Annotated in this window: 17 protein-coding genes and 2 pseudogenes; 9 read left to right on the forward strand and 10 right to left on the reverse strand. The window is 67.4% G+C overall.

Annotated elements, in window-relative coordinates:
- Positions 1–19: 19 nt before the first annotated feature.
- The 3 genes from AC5L3Z_RS07365 to AC5L3Z_RS07375 form a co-directional block, all read right to left on the reverse strand.
- The gene (locus AC5L3Z_RS07365; protein ID WP_494840521.1) at positions 20–559 is read right to left on the reverse strand and encodes a hypothetical protein; all 540 of its coding nucleotides are present in this window, start codon (positions 557–559) and stop codon (positions 20–22) included.
- Positions 556–1,392, reverse strand: coding sequence for a restriction endonuclease (locus tag AC5L3Z_RS07370; protein WP_494840523.1), 837 nt, complete (start codon positions 1,390–1,392; stop codon positions 556–558). Before AC5L3Z_RS07370 ends, AC5L3Z_RS07365 begins: the two co-directional genes overlap by 4 nt.
- A 500-nt stretch (positions 1,393–1,892) precedes the next feature.
- A complete protein-coding gene (locus AC5L3Z_RS07375) occupies positions 1,893–2,540 on the reverse strand; it encodes a hypothetical protein (protein ID WP_494840524.1) in 648 nt (215 codons plus the stop codon).
- Between the two features lie 750 nt (positions 2,541–3,290).
- On the opposite strand from AC5L3Z_RS07375, the gene AC5L3Z_RS07380 reads away from it, so the two are divergent.
- Positions 3,291–3,686, forward strand: a complete 396-nt coding sequence (locus AC5L3Z_RS07380; protein WP_494840525.1) for a hypothetical protein — start codon at positions 3,291–3,293, stop codon at positions 3,684–3,686.
- 631 nt (positions 3,687–4,317) lie between these two features.
- Positions 4,318–4,830, forward strand: coding sequence for a DUF4265 domain-containing protein (locus AC5L3Z_RS07385; protein WP_494840526.1), 513 nt, complete (start codon positions 4,318–4,320; stop codon positions 4,828–4,830).
- Between the two features lie 1,413 nt (positions 4,831–6,243).
- Here AC5L3Z_RS07385 and AC5L3Z_RS07390 read toward each other — a convergent pair.
- Both AC5L3Z_RS07390 and AC5L3Z_RS07395 read right to left on the reverse strand, forming a co-directional pair.
- On the reverse strand, positions 6,244–7,149 hold the full coding sequence (locus AC5L3Z_RS07390) for a hypothetical protein (RefSeq protein ID WP_494840527.1): 906 nt from the start codon (positions 7,147–7,149) through the stop codon (positions 6,244–6,246).
- A gap of 360 nt (positions 7,150–7,509) precedes the next feature.
- A complete protein-coding gene (locus tag AC5L3Z_RS07395) occupies positions 7,510–9,042 on the reverse strand; it encodes an amino acid permease (RefSeq protein WP_494840528.1) in 1,533 nt (510 codons plus the stop codon).
- A gap of 255 nt (positions 9,043–9,297) precedes the next feature.
- On the opposite strand from AC5L3Z_RS07395, the gene AC5L3Z_RS07400 reads away from it, so the two are divergent.
- Complete coding sequence (locus tag AC5L3Z_RS07400; protein ID WP_494840529.1) at positions 9,298–10,065, forward strand: alpha/beta fold hydrolase; 768 nt, start codon at positions 9,298–9,300, stop codon at positions 10,063–10,065.
- A 179-nt stretch (positions 10,066–10,244) separates the two neighbouring features.
- Here the strand turns inward: AC5L3Z_RS07400 and AC5L3Z_RS07405 are convergent, their stop codons facing one another.
- Positions 10,245–10,640, reverse strand: a complete 396-nt coding sequence (locus tag AC5L3Z_RS07405) for a hypothetical protein (RefSeq protein WP_494840531.1) — start codon at positions 10,638–10,640, stop codon at positions 10,245–10,247.
- Positions 10,641–10,775: 135 nt separating this feature from the next.
- Between AC5L3Z_RS07405 and AC5L3Z_RS07410 the strand changes: the two genes are divergently transcribed.
- Both AC5L3Z_RS07410 and AC5L3Z_RS07415 read left to right on the forward strand, forming a co-directional pair.
- Positions 10,776–10,937, forward strand: a complete 162-nt coding sequence (locus AC5L3Z_RS07410) for a peptidoglycan-binding domain-containing protein (protein WP_334613445.1) — start codon at positions 10,776–10,778, stop codon at positions 10,935–10,937.
- A gap of 17 nt (positions 10,938–10,954) precedes the next feature.
- Positions 10,955–12,463 (forward strand): hypothetical protein, encoded by a 1,509-nt coding sequence (locus AC5L3Z_RS07415; RefSeq protein ID WP_494840532.1) that lies wholly within the window; start codon positions 10,955–10,957, stop codon positions 12,461–12,463.
- Positions 12,464–12,481: 18 nt separating this feature from the next.
- Here AC5L3Z_RS07415 and AC5L3Z_RS07420 read toward each other — a convergent pair.
- A pseudogene (locus AC5L3Z_RS07420) lies at positions 12,482–12,605 on the reverse strand (IS5/IS1182 family transposase); the annotation flags it as partial.
- A 337-nt stretch (positions 12,606–12,942) separates the two neighbouring features.
- Between AC5L3Z_RS07420 and AC5L3Z_RS07425 the strand changes: the two are divergent.
- From AC5L3Z_RS07425 to AC5L3Z_RS07435, 3 genes and pseudogenes are all read left to right on the forward strand, one after another.
- Positions 12,943–13,815: an oxygenase MpaB family protein gene (locus AC5L3Z_RS07425; RefSeq protein WP_494840534.1), complete on the forward strand. Its 873-nt coding sequence runs from the start codon at positions 12,943–12,945 to the stop codon at positions 13,813–13,815.
- A gap of 183 nt (positions 13,816–13,998) precedes the next feature.
- Positions 13,999–14,736: pseudogene (locus tag AC5L3Z_RS07430) on the forward strand (class I SAM-dependent methyltransferase); the annotation flags it as partial.
- 93 nt (positions 14,737–14,829) lie between these two features.
- Entirely contained in the window at positions 14,830–15,708 is an 879-nt protein-coding gene (locus AC5L3Z_RS07435; RefSeq protein ID WP_494840535.1) for a macro domain-containing protein, read from the forward strand.
- Positions 15,709–15,817: 109 nt separating this feature from the next.
- Here AC5L3Z_RS07435 and AC5L3Z_RS07440 read toward each other — a convergent pair whose 3' ends face one another.
- Both AC5L3Z_RS07440 and AC5L3Z_RS07445 read right to left on the reverse strand, forming a co-directional pair.
- Positions 15,818–16,252, reverse strand: coding sequence for a VOC family protein (locus tag AC5L3Z_RS07440; protein WP_494840537.1), 435 nt, complete (start codon positions 16,250–16,252; stop codon positions 15,818–15,820).
- 89 nt (positions 16,253–16,341) lie between these two features.
- Positions 16,342–17,064: a MerR family transcriptional regulator gene (locus AC5L3Z_RS07445; protein WP_494840538.1), complete on the reverse strand. Its 723-nt coding sequence runs from the start codon at positions 17,062–17,064 to the stop codon at positions 16,342–16,344.
- A 62-nt stretch (positions 17,065–17,126) separates the two neighbouring features.
- On the opposite strand from AC5L3Z_RS07445, the gene AC5L3Z_RS07450 reads away from it, so the two are divergent.
- Entirely contained in the window at positions 17,127–17,618 is a 492-nt protein-coding gene (locus AC5L3Z_RS07450) for a DUF6194 family protein (protein ID WP_494840539.1), read from the forward strand.
- A 149-nt stretch (positions 17,619–17,767) separates the two neighbouring features.
- Here the strand turns inward: AC5L3Z_RS07450 and AC5L3Z_RS07455 are convergent, their stop codons facing one another.
- Entirely contained in the window at positions 17,768–18,283 is a 516-nt protein-coding gene (locus AC5L3Z_RS07455) for a hypothetical protein (protein WP_494840540.1), read from the reverse strand.
- Between the last annotated feature and the right edge of the window lie 132 nt (positions 18,284–18,415).

Consider the following 18,415-nt stretch of genomic DNA (forward strand, 5'->3'; position numbering starts at 1 on the left):
CGACACTCCGACCGTATCCCTATTCGTGCTGGAGGTAGAACAATTCGACCTCATCCATTATGAGATCTGCCGGATCCTCGCCCCGTTCCTTCATGTAGAGCATTTCCATAAGGTGCTCTTTGGTGAGAAAGAGGATGACATTCTTGTGCGTGGAGAAGATGTTGTTGCGCTTCGTGTGGGCACCTGCATCCGGGAGTTTGCTGCCCACAATGATGGCGAGGCGTCCCATGGCCTCACGCATGTAGCTGCTGGTCTGAACGACCTCGTCTTTTCCGATCTCAGTTCGATCGTAATTCTTGAACTCGAAGAGCACCAGGCGCGCATTCAGCTCATTCAGAAGAGTGCCCCACGTGCCGTATCTGTTGTGGTTGCGATTAGGGAACACGGCGTCGCGTCTCTCGGTGCCTGAATATGTTCTCGGCTGAATCTTCGGTTCTGCTAGTGGCGGCACGAACAAGTACCTCAACACCTCTATACAGGTGTCCTCGAACTCGCGCCAAGCGCTAGAGCCCACCGGAACGCTTCGCAACTTGCGCCTCAACTGCTCCGGCTCGATCATCCGAATCCACCAAGTTGAGTTGGTTCGAAGTAGTCCTCGACCACGCTGGGATGTTTGAGGAGCAGGCTCTTCAACGCAGGACCATCCAGAACGGCAACCTTGTTGCTGATCCGCTCTTGTCGTAGCAGGTGGCGGGCCGTCGAGGTCAAGTGGGCACTGGTTACCAGGATCCCGCGGGCTGTCGGCTGGTCAAGGTATCTGACTAACTCGGCCATCTGCCCGATTGAGCTAACCGATACTCTTCCTCGAGAGTAATGCTTGGCCTGGACTATGTAGGTCAGGCCGTCCTTAGAACCTAGTAGATCAATGCCGTAGTCGCTGGTCGGGGCTTCCCGGTGGAACTCAAATCCCTCTTTCGAGAGAAGAGTGGCGACCATATTCTCGAAGGCCATTGGGTGGATCCGACCGAAGTCGATAGCGCTCTGACCGATTAGTCTAGATATCAACAGCTCGAAGCCAAGTGCGCCTACTGAAGACAGGTCGAGGGGAGGCCAAGCATCGAGGGAAATGGGTACCTTGGCTGATTCAAGAAGTACTGGAACAATGTTGACGTCGCGCTGCACTGCGGAGTCGGCTAACTCGGTGAAGTCCGAGCTGCTCCGCGCGTGCTCCTGAGTGGACTCTGATAACAGGATGACAACGGAGTCAGAGCGCTTGAGGGCGCTAGCCAGGCGGCCCATCCAAGCACGCCCCGGCTCAATGAGGCCGGGCTCTACCTGCACATCGAAGTATCGCCTCAACCCGTTCGCAAGGAAGGTCGCGATCGCACGATCGGTGGCGACGTAGCTAAGGAAGATGCGTGGGGGCCCAGCCCATGGGGGTGTCTCGGCCATTTCCTGACGATAGTAGATCCGGGGTGACCGTGGAATACCTGCAAGGACGGCGTGTGATGACTTTCTGTACGAGATCAAGGCGGCCCGCCGTCGCGGGCCGCTCGCGCCGCCGAACCTGGGCCGGGCCGATGACCCGCCGCCGCGCCTCTGGCCTTCGGCCGCCAGCGCGTCGGTTGCAGCCCGCCGGCGGCGCGACATACGACGAAGCCCTGGGCCGCTGATACCAGCTCCCGGCGCGGGTCCTTGACCTTGGCAGGCGGTAAGCAGCGAGCCGAGCAGTGTAGCGATCGCGGATTATGGGGTCGCTACAAGTGCGAAGAGCAGGCGCTCCGGCTCCGGGAGGGTTCCCGCCTTCCGACGACCCAGGCGGAGCCGAGCAGACCAGGGCCAGGGCGCCAAGGTCGTTCGGACGTAGGGCGCTCCACCTTGTCGCCCTGGCCCTGGCCCGCTCCACAGGGTGTGGGTCGACGGCAGACGGGAATTGGGAATTGGGTCGTACATTACTTGCGGTCAAGACCTTCTTTAAGAAGAGCCTCTAGCCTTTTCGCCCCATCGACGGCCGCCCCGAGCTGGATCGGTTCCATCGGCCTCGAATGGGCTACCTGATTCCGGGCTGCCCTCACTGCCCTAATTTCATCCTGGAAAACAGTGTTCCATCTTGCTACCGTCCTGCGCTGGCTGTCCGTGAGTTCGAGGAGCAGATCATTGTCATGCCACCTATTTCGGCTATTCCGACTTCCCGGCCGATCGACGTCCACATACGGAAGAAGCCTCTCCCAGATGCCGATCAGCTCCACCGTGAGCTTCGCCGTTTCGGCAGCCTCGTCCGGCGGCTGCTCGGATTCCGACCTTCGATGGTCATCGTCGCCCTGGAGCGGTGGTCCGCCCGTACCTTGCGACGCTCTCTTGAAGGCCGCCATCTTTTCCTCGACTTCATGCGGCAAGTCGCTGAGGTTGTAGTAGAAGGAGAACTGATTTGACTGGTTGTTATTCAAGTTGAGAGCAAGTGCGAGCTGGCTCTCAAGTGCGTCCTGTCGGGAAGCGTTTGCGTCGATTTCCTTTTTCTGCGTTGCAACCTCGCGTTTAAGCGTGAGTAGATTAGCGACACCAATCTCGCTTACGTCCGCCAGAAGTAGCAGCAAAGCCACCACAAGAAACGGGCTGATTTCTGCAGGGCCCCAAGGGCGACATGTTCGCGACGGTGCGGCAACTTGGCCAAGCTGAGAGGGGGTGTTAACCGTCGTCCTGCTAGGCGAAGGGGAAATAGAGGGCGAGGGTGTGGCACCTGCGGAAGATGAACTTACTGTGCCGGTCGGGTTTTCCTGACAGATTCGGGCTCTGTCATTCCAGTAACTCGTTACTGCCAACCCGCACCCAGCCAGGATGAAGAGCACAGCAGCGGAGCGGCGGAGCGGCGTAAGCCAGTCACGTCGTGTGCGGACGTCTTCGTTGGGCGGCATGGCCGGTTCGGGTGCCACTTCCGCAGCGGCATGCGAATCGTGCTCGCTTCCTGGTTGCCGCTGCTGCGTCGGCAGCTGGGGACGGAGGTCGGCCTCGTGGCTCGGCCCTTCCTGCACGCTCATCTCCTGTCGGTCACCGCGTCGGTCGGTCTGACGGATGATCCTCTCCTCCTGTCGTGGGTGTAAGGGGTTCAAATCCCCTCACATCTGTAGTTGCCGCTGCCCGGTCGCAAGATCATGCCGTCTCCAGGCCGTCCAACGAGAGCCAGCAGTGACCATGGTTGACCAACCACGCAAGGTGTAGTCGCAGGTCGGGGCCGCAGTCGTCCGGTTTGATCGATTACACCGCCGCCCTAGATCAATACCGCTGGAAGTGACGGTCATCTGACAGGCGGGTAGTGTTCACGTTCTGGGTTTGCCTGAGTACTCTTCGCGATCATGGCGCCTCGCGGAAAGTCGCAGCTGTGGCGGTATTGGGGCTACGGCATCTTGGCTGTGCTCCTCCTGTCTCTCGGTAGCAACTCGTTCGGTCCCGGCATCTACGCCCTCCTCGTCGGTCTCCTGCTCGTCTTCGTTCTCTTTCAGGCGCCGGTCTACTGCGGAGCGATCAACCGGAAGCGTGGCGGCGCAGTCGAGTTCTGCCGTAACAACTCGGCTGGCCTGCTACTCGGCTGCCACCTTCGTCAGCACAAGTGGCAGAAGTTCGGACGCGACTGGTGGTCCCTGGGGTGGGGCGAGAAGACCAGAGGAATCTGGACCGGCGCCCAGGCGAAGCTGGCCACCCTGAGCTTCGTCATAGGTACCGTCACCGGGGTTATCGGCGTCTTCAAGTAGAGGGCATTGATAGACGGCTGTCGGCGAGCAGTACAGCAGCGAAGTACAGCAACCAATCGCACCGAGCGGGACCACGGTGACCGTCATCAGACCGACGACCAGCGGTGCGGACCGCACGGCACCGTGTTGCCGATCTCTGGGGGTCAAGGGGTCGTCGGTTCGAATCCGGCCGTCCCGACACAGGTGAGGGGCCATCTCGGAAGTTCGAGACGGCCCCTTTGTCGTACCTGGGTGACTAACTGAGTGACTACGCCTCAGCGTCGAAGATTCGGTCCATGACGACCGCCGCGTGCCGGCCGGCTGCCGGCCCGCCACTTGAGCGGTCAACGAGCTGTCGCGGCTGCGCCGTGAAACGCTGGACGAGATGGTGTCGCAGGGCATGACTCACGCGCAGATCGCCCAGGTCGTGGGAATGAGCCGTGCCCGAGTCGGTCAGCTCTTGTCGTCTGGACCCCGGCCCGAGCGGGCCATGCTGGGTACCGGACCGCTCACCGTGGCCGTCGGTGGCAAATTCGAGGCGGGCGAAGGACCCGTACGCGGTCGTCTCCGCCGAGATGCTTGCCTCGTACGAGAAGCTGTCCAACCTCGCCCGAGGGCTCGGATTGAAGACCGCGTACGAGGTTGAGCGATCATGTCGGCCATGACCTCAACAGGCCTGGACAGGCAGCGGCCCAACGGAGCCCAGTACGTCAAGATCTGGTTCAGGTTCGTGCCGCGTGAGGGGTGGCTACCCTACGACACCGAGGGCCTGTGGGCCGTCGAAGTTGGTCCTGACGTCGCTCGGGTCAGCAACGTGCCGTTCCTTCAGGACGGAGTGGCTGAGGGCGATGTGGTGCGCTTCATAACGGACCCTGACGGGATTCGCTGGGCGGCCGGGCGGGTCGAGGCGTCCGGCAACTGCACGGTGCGGGTGCTCCCGATCCCTAGCGGCCCGCTCGGGCCAAGCGCGCAGGCCGTGCACGACCGACTTGCGCCCTTCGGCCTCGGTGGCGAGTCGTTCAGCGAGGACCTTCCGCTCGTCGCGCTCAACGTGCCGGCCGACGCTGACTTCCCGCGGATTAAGGCGGTCTTGCTTCAGGGCGAGGCGGAGGGCTGGTGGCAGTTTGAGGAGGCGTGCGTGACTGACGCCTGGGAGACGGCCTGAACGCCCGGGCGATGTCACGCAGGTCCTGGTCCCGATGCGTCACGCAGGTCGTGAGACCCGACAACCGGCTGCCGGCGAAGTGGTGAGAACTTTCTGTACGTCTTCAAGGCGGCCTTTGACGGGCCGCACGCGCCGCCGCCAGGCCCGCCGGCACCGGGAAAGCGCACTCCGCCGGCGTCCCGGGGCGCGCGTCCGTCGCTCCGCTGGCGCTCCACGCCGGCCACGCAACACGCCCGGCGGCTGGCGCGGGAAGCGGGAATCCCCGGGGCCGCCGTAGACGGTGGCGACGTGGGTGGTTGAGGTTGGCGGGCCGGCAGCCGGCCGGGGCGCGGCCGCCGTCGCACCGCCGCGTCGTGAGGCGAGTCACCGCCGGCCGTGGTGGGGATGCTGCGCGGAGGATGCGGGGCCGCCCCTCCGGCCCCAAGGGTGCTTCGCATCCCTACGCGACGTCCCTGCGGGCCGCCCTTGACCCCGGAGCCTCTGCGCCGGCGTTGCCGGCAGGCGGTGGCCTGCCCGTGAACACGCGCCGCATCCCCACCACGACCTCACCGCCGCCGGCCTCTCGCCGGACAGGACGGGTCACCTAGAAAAGCTGGCCATCCAGTTTAATCTCGACACCCACAGCAATTGCGTCGAAATCTCCGTCCAAGACGGAATATCATCGACGGTTTCCCATAGAATCAATGACCCATAGGGATTGGTCTCGAAAAGGACGCATTGTGCATCGCCAACGATTAGTGCCCCGTATTGACTACCGTCCTCGCCGCTGATGAGTCCAGCCAGCAGAGTGTCGGCTGGCACTAGACTTTTAGAAGTCAAGATTTCACGGATGTCAGAGAAATCGCTGTCATCCCGCATGAGGGCCGTCAGCTCACTAACCTCCTGACGGAGTAACTCTCTTGCGACAGGCCCACGCATCGTTTCAGCTCCCGCATCTGGCTGGGTGACCAACTGAGTGACGACGGGTGCGAGCAAGGCGGACGTCGGTGGACACCGATGGTCAAGATGACCCAGGGTAGCCCACGATTGCCGCACCTGGGCGCGTGATGATCGTTGCCTGGGGGTCAAGGGGTCGTCGGTTCGAATCCGGCCGTCCCGACGCAGCTCAAAGGGCTGATCCGGGCATTCGGGTCGGCCCTCTTTGGCGTCCTGGCCACCAAGATCGGTCGAGTTCGCTGCGCCTAGCGTTCCTTGACCAGCGGCCAAGGACGACGGCCGGGTGGCATCTAGAGTCCGGACGACTGCTCCGAAAGCCAATCCCAGGTGCTCAAGGCGCCGGCTCCGCCGGCACGGGACACGACCAGGGCCGCTCCACCGTCGCCCGGGAGGGGCGGGTGGTCCATCGCCAGGGCGCAGCACGCACCGGTGCGGCCGTCCGGCGGAACCGGACGGCCGCACCGAGCGCGGTGGCTGTTACGGGGTGGCGCAGATGGCGTACGACGTGTTGTCCCAGTTGCCGGCGAACGCGTCCTCCTCGAACCCGCCCGCGGTGACGAATGTCGGGGCGGGGGCGGCACCGCCGCTGGGGCGGAAGTCGTCCACGACGACCTCACCGGTCGCCCCGTTCACCTCGAAGCCCGCGCCGGTCAGCACTTTGCCCCCCGGGCAGGTCGTGGTGACGCTGCGGACGTCGGCCGAGCTGTTGGCGCTCACCGCCGAAACGCGGACCAGGCCGGGCAACGGGTTGGCGCAGATGGCGTACGCGGTGACGTCCCAGTTCAGGGTGGTGGCGTCCGCCTCGAAGGCACCGATGTTGACGGAGGTCGGCGCCGTGGCGGAGCCGCCGTTGGGCCGGAGGTCGTCCACGACGGCCTCACCGGTCGCCCCGGTCAGCTCGAAGCCCGTACCGGTCAGCACCTTGCCGGCCGGGCAGGCCGCGGTGATGGTGCGGAAGTCGTTCGAGCTGTTGGTGCTTACCGCCGCGACGCGGACCAGGCCGGGCACCGGGTTGGCGCAGATCGCGAACGCGCTCACCGACCAGTCGCCGGCGAAGGCCTCCGCCTCGAACGCGCCCACGGTGACGGCCGTCGGCGCCGTGCCCGGGCCGCCGTTGGGGCGCAGGTCGTCGACGACCGCCTCCCCGGCCGCCCCGTTCAGCTGGTACCCGGTGCCGGTGAGCACCTTGCCGACCGGGCAGGTCGCGGTGACGGTGCGGAAGTCGTTGGAGTTGAGGGCGCTGGTCGCGGAGATCCGCACCAGGCCGGGGACCGCGGCGGAGGCCGGGCTCGCCGGCGCGACCACCGCGGCGGTCACGGCGAGGCCGAGCACGACTACGGACGCTCGCGCGCCGAACCGCCGGGCTTCCTTCTGATCACGCATGTGTTCTCCCGTCTGAGGCCCCGGAGACGGCGCCCATGGGCTGTCCGGTTCGCAGGAACCGCTGCCGGCACCGGGGCCGGTGGTGATGACGGGTTGACGGTAGGTAGTGGCGTGTCGCGGTGTTATCCGCAAGCTGACTACGTCGCGTAATCGACCGACGACGGAGAATCCCGGCGGCGCCCCGGGCCAGGTACCCCGGGACCGAGCCCGGTGCCGATGTACTCCCTTGTCGTCTCCGGCGATGGGTCGTGCCGAGAAGCGGAGATATCCACCATTATTGGCCGGGCCAGCGGGCATCCGCCGGTCGCAGTGGCCCGGTGGCGTACGCGCCGGAAGTCCTCGGCAGGGACGATCAGGCGATCATTGCGGCGGAGGCGAGGCGGAGCCGAAGCCGGTGTCGAGGTCCGGCTGGCCAGGCATCGGCGGGCGCTCCTGCCCGTCGTGGGCGAGGCGACTGCGACGACGGCCGTAGAGGAAGTAGACGAGGAACCCCAGCGCCATCCAGGCGAAGAACCGCAGCCAGGTCTCGACGGTGAGGAACAGCATCAGCACGGCGCAGGCGGCCATCGCGAGCACCGGAATCACCGGCCCCCAGGGGACGCGGAAGCCGCGAGGCAGGTCCGGCCGGGTACGGCGCAACAGGAGGACCGCCGCCGCGACGAGGACGAACGCGAACAGGGTGCCGATGTTGACCAACTCCGCGAGTTCCGCCAGCGGGATGAACCCGGCGAGCACGGCCACCACCACGCCCACGACGATGGTGATGCGGTGCGGGGTGCCGAACCGCGGATGCACCCGCCCCAACCAGCGCGGCAGCAACCCGTCACGACTCATGGCGAACGCGACCCGGCTCTGCCCCAGCATGAGGATCATGACCACCGTGGTCAGCCCGGCGAGAGCGCCGACGGTGATCAGATTGGCGATGAACGGCTGCCCGACAGCCTGGAACGCCGCCGCCAGTGGTGCCTCCGTGTCCAGCTCGGCGTAGTTCTGCATTCCCACCACCACCAGTGAGACGGCGACGTAGAGCGTGGTGCAGATCGCCAGCGAACCGAGAATCCCGCGCGGCACGTCGCGATGCGGCACCCGGGTCTCCTCGGCCGCGGTGGCCACGATGTCGAAGCCGATGAACGCGAAGAACACCAGCGCACCCGCGGCGAAGATGCCGCTGATCCCGAAGTTGGCGGGGGCCTGCCCGAAGACGGCCTCCAGCAGGGTCGCATCGGCGCCTGTACCGCCCGCCGCCGGCTCGGCCAGCGGGACGAACGGCGTGTAGTTGTCGGCCTTGACGAAGAACAGTCCGGCGACGATCACGAAGAGGACCACCGCCACCTTGATGGTGACCACCACGGCGTTCAGCCGTGACGAGATCTTGATGCCGGCGACCAGGACCGCGGTGAGGATCAACACGATCAACGCGGCGGGCAGGTTGAACACGCCGCCCTCGCCCCCTGTGATGGCGGGCGGCAGCGTCACCCCCAGCGTCTCCAGGAGCACCGCGAGGTACTGCGACCAGCCCACGGCCACCACCGCAGCGGCGAGGACGAACTCCAGGATGAGGTCCCAGCCGATGATCCACGCGATCAGCTCGCCGAGCGTCGCGTACGAATAGGTGTAGGCGCTGCCGGCGACCGGCACGGTGGACGCGAACTCCGCGTAGCACAGCGCCGCCAGCGCGCAGGCGATACCGGCCACGACGAAGGACAGCGCGACCGCCGGCCCGGCGGTCTGGTTCGCGGCCACCCCGGTCAGCACGAAGATACCCGTACCGATGATGACCCCGATGCCGAACACGGTGAGATCCAGGCCGGTCAGGTCCTTCCGGAGCCGGTGCTCCGGCTGCTCCGTGTCGCGGATCGACTGCTCGACCGACTTCCTGCGCAAGATGCTCACAACCAGTCACCTCACCGTCTCGCCGACCTGATGTTGCCCTCGGCTGACGGACTGACCGGAATCAGGACGAACAAACCTGCCGCGTCGAGCCGGGCGTGCCTTTTTGCGCGGACCGGGCGGCGAGAGGAGAGCCCCGTCGCCCTGCGCGAACGCCGCTCAGTGAGCTGCGGCGCGCCGGGACAGTCGACCATGATCAGCCGGGGCCGAGGATGAGGGTGGTGGAGCGAATCCCTCCACCTCACTCGGAGAAGCCAGATGAGCCGTGTGACGTCGAAGGATGGCACGTCGATCGCGTACCACCGCCAGGGAAGTGGACCTTCCGTCATCCTGGTGGGTGGGGGTCTGGACGACGGTGCGGAGAACGCGCCGCTGGCAGCAGAGTTGGCAGCGCGTTTAACCGTGTACAACTACGCCCGACGCGGCCGGGGTGACAGCGGCGACACCCCGCCGTACGCGGTGGAGCGCGAGATCGAGGACATCGACGCGCTGGTCGCCGAGGCCGGCGGTTCGGCGTACGTGTACGGCGTCTCCTCAGGTGGCAGGTTCGCGCTGGAGGCCGCAGCGGCGGGGGTCGCCATCGACAGGCTCGCGGTGTACGACGTGCCGTACGACCCGGCGGATGATGCGCCGCAGCGGTACCGGCGATACGGCGAGCAGCTCGCAGCGGCGCTGGCGGAGGGCCGTCGCGGCGACGCGGTCGAACTGTTCATGCGGCTGGCCGGGGCCTCCGAGGGGAACATCGCGGAGGCCAGGGCCTCACCGTACTGGCACAGCCTGGAGGTCCTTGCGCACACCCTCGCCTACGACGCGGCCTGCTACGGCCAGCCACCAACGGCCCGCCTCGCTACGATCACGCAGCCGACCCTGGTAGCCACCGGGGGCGGCGACGGCTTCTTCGGACTGGCTGCGGACGTGATCGCCCGGACGATCCCCGGCGGGCAGCGCAAGATCATTCAAGGTCAGGGGCACGTGGCCGACCCGACGGCGGTCGCGCCCGTGCTCGAACGGTTCTTCCGGCAGTGACGTCGCCGCACCTGACTCGTGGGCGTCGTCGTCGATCAGCTGCGCCGCCCGATCCGCGAGTCCCGTCCAGGCGCCGATGAACCAGTCGAGGTGGGCCTGGGTGCAGGCGATGCCGTCGCCAGCAACTCGTAGCGCTCGGCGAGCGCCCGCGCCCTGGCCAGTCGTGCACTGGCCTCGTCTTACCGCCCCCACCGCATCGCTGCTTCGCCGACATTTGTGTGGCCCAGCGCGACGAGCGCTGCCTCCCGCGGATTGGCGGGGTCCTCCGGAATCTGTCGGGCTTCCGCCCACCCGGACTCCTCCCCGAGCATGAGCAGCGCGAAGGTGCGGTCAAGGAACAGGCGCAGTCGCTCGTAGGTGAAGCAGAAGCTGAGCAGCGGCGCCGGCCTGTCACAGGCGCGGATCTGACGGCGGCAGTGCGCGCCGCGATGACCGACATGTGGGCCGACCCGCCTGTCCGAACCGGTGGGCTGACCGCCCGAGCCGGGCGGACCGCCGACCGATGTTCCGTCCGAGGTCCACGATCCACCCGGGTGAATCGCCAATCGGCGAGCCGGCATGTCGATCGGCGGCACCCGGCCGCCACCCGGGTGGTCGCAACGCCGATAGCCGACTCATCCCTTGCCGCCGCGACCTGCGCTTTCAACAGTGGACACAGAAGTTCCACCGCGTACCGCCCGAGGGCGGGAGGACGCGGACCGCTGGCGGACGTGGCCTTCGTCGGCGCAGGCCGCTGCGGCCCGCCCGGCACCGACTTCGACGAGTTCACCGAGACCGGCGTCCGCTGGTACCAGCGGACGCGCGACCTCACCGACGACGGCGTCGTCGGCCGGCTCACCTGGGCGCAGATGGGCGTCCGGGTCACCTACTGAGGTACGGGAGAGTTCTCATGCGGGTGTCCTTCCGGCCGTCCCGGGACGGCTTCGCCTTCCGCAACGGCTTCACCAACCACATCAAGATCGCCGGCCTGCCAATCACCGAGACCAAGGGCCGGTGCGGCGGGATGGCGTTCGCCGCACTGGACCACTGGCACCAGCGACTGCCGGTGCCCGCCGCCAGTGCCCTACCGCCGGACGGCAACCCGGTCGCCGACTACGTCTACGACCGGCTGATCACCAGCATCGTCGACAACTGGTCGATGTACTTCCGGTTCATGGGGACGCCGGACCACCCGACCACCCTGCACGGGATCGGCGTGGCCCGGATGACTCGCGAGGAGCAGTTCCCCAAGCTCAAGCAGCTCCTCGACCAGGGGCTACCGCAGCCGCTGGGCCTGTGTCAGGCCCGCGACCCGGGCGGCTTCGGCAACGACCACCAGGTGGTGGCGTACGGCTACGAGGAGGGTGAGCGGACGCGGATTTTCATCTGGGACAACCGGTACTCCCGCCGCGAGGACGTGCTTGAGTTCAAGACCGCGTACGACCCGGCCGACCGGGTGGTGCGACAGAGCAACGGCGACCAGTGGCGCGGCTTCTTCGTGGAACGGTACGCGCCGCGGCTGCCCTGGTACCTCGCCGGGGGAAAGTTGCTCAGCGACCGCTCCGACCCCCGGATCTACCTTGTGCACGGCGGGGCGAAGTTCTGGGTGACCAGCCCGCAGGAGTTCGACCGGCTGGGGTTGCACTGGAACGAGGTCGTGGAGCTGCCGGACAGGTCGACGTCGTACGTCGCCGACGCGCCCGGGGACCGCGTCCTGCTCCGAGAGATCGACCGTGCGGAGGTGTACGTCACCTACGGCGGGCACGGCTTCCACATCCCCGACCCCGACACCCTGGTCCGCCTCGGGTTCAGCTGGTCCGACGTCCGGGTGCTGCCGCGTGACTCGCTGCGGGCGCTGCGCCCGCTGCCGGTCGACGGCACCCTGCTGCGCGAGGAGCACCGGAATCCGGTCTACCTCATGGTCGACGGGGTGCTGCGGCACGTGCCGGACCCCGTCACGTTCACCGCGCTCGGGCTGCGCTGGGACCGGGTCGGGGTCGTGCCGGGGGGCTCCCTGGCCGCCCTGCCGAAGGGTGACCCGCTGCCCGCCTCCCGCCTGCCGGCCTGGTCCGAGCGGTCGGCGGGGCAGCTCATCACCCGCGACCACGACGCGGTCGACTACCGGATCGAGGCCGGGGTGAAGCCGGCGGACCAGGTGGAGTTCGTGCTGAACCTGGGCACCGGCCTGACCTGGCGCAAGGAGCTGGGCCTGCACGCGAAGGACGGGAACTGGACCATCGCGGTGCAGGACAGCAAACGTACCGGCGCCAACCGCCTCTACCGCTACCAACTTCCCGAGGGGCAGCTCCGGCTGCGCAAGGCCAAGCTGTTCGGCGTGGTCACCGGCGTGCTGGAGCTGAACGACCTGGACCGCCTACCCGCCGGCGCCCGGGTCACCTTCACCTGGGTACGGGACTGAGCCCGGTCAGCTCCGCTCAGGGTTCTGCCCATGGACGTTGGTGACACGGTCGATCTGGATCAGCGTGCCGTCGAGGATCGCGTACGCCAGCTTGCGGACTCGGGCCATGGCGACAGCGAAGGTCGTCCGCGTCGGCGGCGAGGCGGGGAGGTGGCCCAGGGTTCGACGGCACAGCGCAATCGTGGCGGGATGAGGCAGCACGACGAGGCTCCCGGTCGGGGCATCGGATCTTGGCCGATTCATGTCTTACCTGGAGCCTCGCCCTCAGGTCACGATGGACACCATGCCGGTGTGGTCGTTGCGGTCCCCAGCCGGCGGACGAGCTGTACCGCCCGGACGGTGGCTACGCTGGCGAGATCGCCTGGCTGATGCGGGGCACGGACGCCTGTGCCCGGTCAACCGTGGCGACCCGGACGCTCGTCGCGGCCCGGCTCACAGACGCCAGGACGCCCCGGACCCAGGGTTGGAGATGCGCAACGATGAGAGACCGCTACGCCAACCTGACCCGTACCCGCGCCCTGGACCCCGAGCGTGACTACCTGGCCATCTACCAGACCATGCTGCGCTACGAGTTCCCGTGGGACATGAAGCTCGGGCTGAACCTCGCCTTCAACCGGTCCTTCTCCATCCCCGCCGTCGCCGCGGTACACACCGCCACCGGTGAGCTGACCGAACGCACCCAGAAGCGAATCGACGACACCGGCCTGCTGATGTACGAGATGGTGCTCAACGGCTTCGACCAGCCACGCGGCCGCGACGCGCTGCGGCGCGTCAACCAGATCCACCGCCCGTACGACATCCCCAACGACGACTACCTCTACGTCCTCGGCTGCCTGGTGGTCATCCCGACCCGGTGGCTGCAGCAGTACGGCTGGCGCCAACCCTGCTGCCACGAGCGGCAGGCCACCTACCTGTTCTATCGGGAGCTGGGCCGGCGGATGGGCATCACGGACATCCCCGGCTCCTACGAGGAGTTCGAGACCTGGTTCGACGCCCACGACGCCGCCCATCTGCAGCCCAACGACGACGCGGCCGCCATCGAGCGAGCCACCCGCATGCTGATGCTCACCCGCATCCCCAAGCCCCTCGCCCCGTTGGGCAACGCGCTGGTCAGCGCCATGTACGACGCGCCGCTCCGACGCGCGACGCGAGTCAGCACCCCAGCCTGGCCCGTCCGGGCCGGCCTGCACCTGGCGCTGAAGACGCGCTCGCGGCTTCAACGGTGGTTCGGAACGCCACGGACCACCGCGCTGTTCGCCGACGGGATCAAAACCAGGAGCTACCCCGACGGGTACGAGATCAGCCAGCTCGGTCCGCAGCACGGCCGCGTGCCCAACCGGGTGTCTGAGTAGCAGCCAGAGCTGCTGTCGCTGTCAGCTCACCCGCGCCTCGGGCGGACATCCGCCGCTGGATCGACGGGCGGCCAATGTGGTGAAGTGGTGCGCACGTGACCTACTTTCCAAGGCGGCAGCGACGCCAGGCCCTGTGCGCGGCGTGGGGCTGGTGACTGCCAGGGAGGCGGCGACATGTCCAACGCGCAGTTGTACGACACCATCGGAGCCACTTACACCGTGACGCGGCGCACCGAGCCGCGGATCGCCGCGAGGGTCTGGGCTGCGCTCGGCGACGCGCGGACCGTATTGAATGTCGGGGCTGGCACCGGCTCCTACGAGCCCGCCGACCGTGACGTCACCGCGGTGGAACCGTCGGCGCTCATGCGTGCGCAGCGCCCCCCAGGCGCAGCGCCGTGCGTGGCTGCCGCCGCGGAGAACCTTCCGTTCGAGGACCAGTCCTTCGACGCAGCGATGGCTTTCGCCACCATCCATCACTGGCAGGACCCGATCGCGGGCCTGCGCGAGATGCGGCGCGTGGCTCGCCGCGTGGTGGTGTTCACGTACGACAGCAGTGACACCGGATGGCTTCGTCGGTTCTGGCTCACTCGCGACTACCTTCCGGAATTCGCGGACCTCCTGGTCGGCCGGCCTTCGCTGACCGAGCTGGCCGGCGCGATCGGAGCTCGCGTGGAGCCCGTGCTCATTCCATGGGACTGCGTCGACGGGTTTTTCGAGGCCTACTGGCGCCGGCCCGAGGCATACCTGGACGAGAACGTCCGCCGCGGGATATCGGTCTGGACCGGAGTCGGGCCGGAGGCCGAGCAGAGGGCGGTGCGCAGCCTCCGTGATGACCTCGCCTCAGGTCGGTGGGCGGAACGCAACCGCGACCTCGTCGACCTCGAGGCAGCAGAGCTCGGCCTCTGCCTGCTCATCGCCTGAGCCCGCGCTGCTACGGCCAGCGCGCCACCCTCACGCCCGACGGAACCGGATGGCCCTGGGTCTGCAGCTGGTGCTCACGGGCAGAATGATGGCGTGCCAGTCATCACCGCCGTCTTCGGGGACATCACGACGCAGCATGTCGATGCCATCGTCAACGCGGCGAACAACGCTATGCGTGGAGGCGGCGGTGTGGATGGCGCCATCCATGGCCGCGGAGGCCCGGCGATCTTGCGTGACTGCATCGCCCGGTTCCCGAACGGCCTCGCCACTGGCGACGCCGGCTGGACGACGGCAGGTGACCTGCCCGCCCGGCGGGTCATCCACACGGTCGGCCCGAACTACCGCGCCGGGCAGCGCGACCGCTCCCTGCTGGAGGCGTGCTACCGGCGCGCGCTGGAGGTCGCCGACGAACTCGGCGCGCGCAGCGTCGCATTTCCGCTGATCAGCACGGGCGTCTACGGCTGGCCCCGCGCCGACGCCATCGCGGCGGCGATCGGAACCATCGCGGCTGCCAGGACCCGCGTCGCCGAGGTACGGCTCGTCGCATCCGACGAAGCCGTGTACAAGCAGATCCGCGCGGCGATCTGGGTTCGATGTCCGCCGCTCGTCGGCACAGGCACGGTCGGCTCCTTGTTCGAGCGCGAGCCGGTCCAGTACTCCCTGCGCGGCGACCCCTACCTGTGGCGGGAACTTCGCGCGCGGTTCGCCGACACGCCGCTGCCAGACGACTGGTTCACCCTACGGACGCTCATCACCGACACCATCGAGCAGGTCGTCGGCGAACCTCTCGCCAACCGCGAATCCACACCGTGGCACGACAACACCGCCGCGGTACACCTCCCCGAGTTCGACCCAGGTCATGGCATGTCCGCCGGCGCCGTTCACCTTCCATGGTGGGCACACACGGCAGTGCCGATCCTGCTCGACCGGTACGCCGCGCTACGCGCATCCGAGACGGTCCAGAATGATTGAGCACCGCTCGTAGCCCCGGCCCGGAAGCCACCGGCGCAGAGTGGCGCCGCCGGTGCATGACGCACAACCCGCACCGGTCGGCTCGCGAAGGTGCCACGTTCGCGGGCAGTCAGGCGAGACAGAACTCGTTGCCCTCGATGTCCTGCATCACGAGGCACGACTCGTTGTCGTCATCGGCAGCCAGTAGTCGCACGCGTGTCGCGCCGAGCGCGACCAGTCGTGCGCATTCAGCCTCAAGTGCGGCCAGGCGCTCTTCACCCACGAGCCCGGTGCCCACCCGCACGTCGAGATGCAGGCGGTTCTTGACGACCTTGCCTTCGGGAACGCGCTGGAAGTACAGTCGCGGGCCCACACCTGAGGGATCGATGCACGCGAACGCTGAGCCCTGACGCTCAGCCGGCAGCGCGCGGTCGAAATCGTCCCAGGTGGCGAACCCCTCCGGTGGCGGCGGCACGACGTACCCCAACACCTCGCACCAGAAACGAGCGACGCGCTCAGGTTCCGCACAGTCGAAGGTGACCTGGATCTGCTTGACCGCTGCCATCGGTCCACCGTAGAGGCAGGGTTCTTGTCGTCTCCAGGGGCCCGCCCCTGACAGACCTGTCGCCGGACACCGACCTTCGCCTGGCTGTTTCACTCAGTGGATTTGGCAGCGTCGAGCACGGCAGTGAGTGCGGCGGCAGCTCTCAGGAGGGCGTGTGACCGGGAGGTGATACTGAGCTCCCGAGCGGCCAGCATGCTGCCGATCTCCTCCCAGCGTTGCGCCCGGCGCAGCTGCGGCATCAGGGTGTGAATCGAGCCGATGCCATAGCCGGCCACGCGTAGCTGGTGCACGATGCGCGCGTCCCGGACATCACTCGGCGAATAGGTGCGTGTCGCCCGGGCCGACGGCCGCTGAGGCACCACCAGTCCCTCGGCGTCCCAGTGACGAAGGGCCGACGGTCGCACTCCGAGGGCCTCGGCAAGTTCGGAGATGGTCATCCAATCCGACGGTCGAGGGTCCTCGATCGGTTCCGCCGAAATCGCTGCGACCGCCTCCTTCGCCGCCTCGAGCTCCCGACGTTCGGCGTGCAGTCGCGCGTGCGCCGCGTTCAAGCGTTCGAGCAGGTCCGACGCGGGATACCGATGAGCCGCGCGCATCATCCGCTTCGCCTCGATCGGGCCGACACCGGCTGCCAGTGCACGGTAGGCCACGGCGGCCTGCGCATGCGCCTCGGTGTAGGCCCGATAGCCGGCAGCGGTGCGCGTCGAGGGTGGCAACACGCCGTCGCGTTCCAGGTTGCGCACCTGCTGGACCGAGTACCCCGCCTGGCGGGCGACATCGACCGTTCGTAGAGCTGAGTTGCGACTTCTCACGTCATTCCCAGGAGCAGTTCCGCCGGAGTCTCCACCAGGACTTTAATGAAACGCTGGAACGCATGGACATCGACGAGATCATCGCGTACCTCGACGCACTGGGCGGCGTCCTGACCCTCGAGCCACAACCCGGCGATGGCTCGCCGGAGATCAGTTGGGGCGACGTGTTCTGCTACTACGCCCCTGACGGGGTCGTCCCCAGGTCGCAGCCCTTCGCGACCATCGTGACGAAGGACTACCCCGACGACCAGACGTCGCGCCTCGACCGACCGGACGTCTTCCGCCTGAACATCGGCGTCGGGAAAGCAGCCTTCCACGAGTGGACCGGCTACGAGCCAGGCCGATCGGCACCACACGATGTCGATCCGAGCACCGCAGACGTCGTACTGCCCCATCCTGTCTACGGCAGCCTGGGCTGGCTCTGCGTCGTCAACCCGGGGCCACGCACCACGACCGCTGTTCGAGCCCTGCTCCGGACGGCACACCATCTCGCCCGTACGCGCCATCAGCGGCGGTCGGATGTCAGGCCAGCCACCGATCGACCGCGGCGATGATTTCCCGCAGAGCGGAACTGGCTCGACCGCAGCGCGGGCCAGCCTGGCTGGCCCAGAGCGGCGGTACAGGTCCGCCCCGCGCGCTCGTCGCTCGCCCGGTCGCAATCGGCTTGGCGTCGTCCGGGTGGGTGGCACCCGTACGGTCCCAGTCAGGCGCGCTCGAAGTTCCAGTGCGTGGGCAGGACGCCGTCGCAGAGGGCGCAGACGAAGTCGTTGTCCCGCACGATGTTCCGCTCTCCACAGGCCGTGCAGAGCCGGAAGGTCACCGCGTCGCTGAAGCCGCCGGGACGGGGTACGCCCAGACGATCGAGTGCTGCGGCCACCGCCGGCCAGCAGTCGGGATCCGGGCAGTAGCCGGTCGACTGGTTGCTGACCGCCTGGACGAAGCGCTCGGTGTTGTCGATGGCGAAGGTGATCTCCCCAGCGGCCAGGACGTCCTGTCCGGCAGCGCAGGCGACGTGTTCGCTCTGGCGCGGGGCCAACCGGAGCGTGCGGTCAAGGTCGATGACGAACGTGGCGGGCTCGACGTGCCCGGACGCCCGGCCATCATCCAGCCACCTGTCGAGAGTGCTTCGCGTATCGACGATGACGAGCCCGGCCGGGGTTGATTGTCGGGCCAGGATCTCCGCCGGGCCGACGTACCGGTACCGCTTGAGGCGCGTCACGGCGTGAAGCTACGCGCGTTGCATCCCGACCGTCCAACGAAAATGGCGCGCAGTCGCCGGTCGCAGGGTATGGATCTGCTGCGCGAGCGCGACGGTAACCTTCACGGCTCTGCGCCGAGTCGCGCAGGGCTT

It is taken from the genome of Micromonospora sp. LZ37 (genome assembly GCF_059359015.1).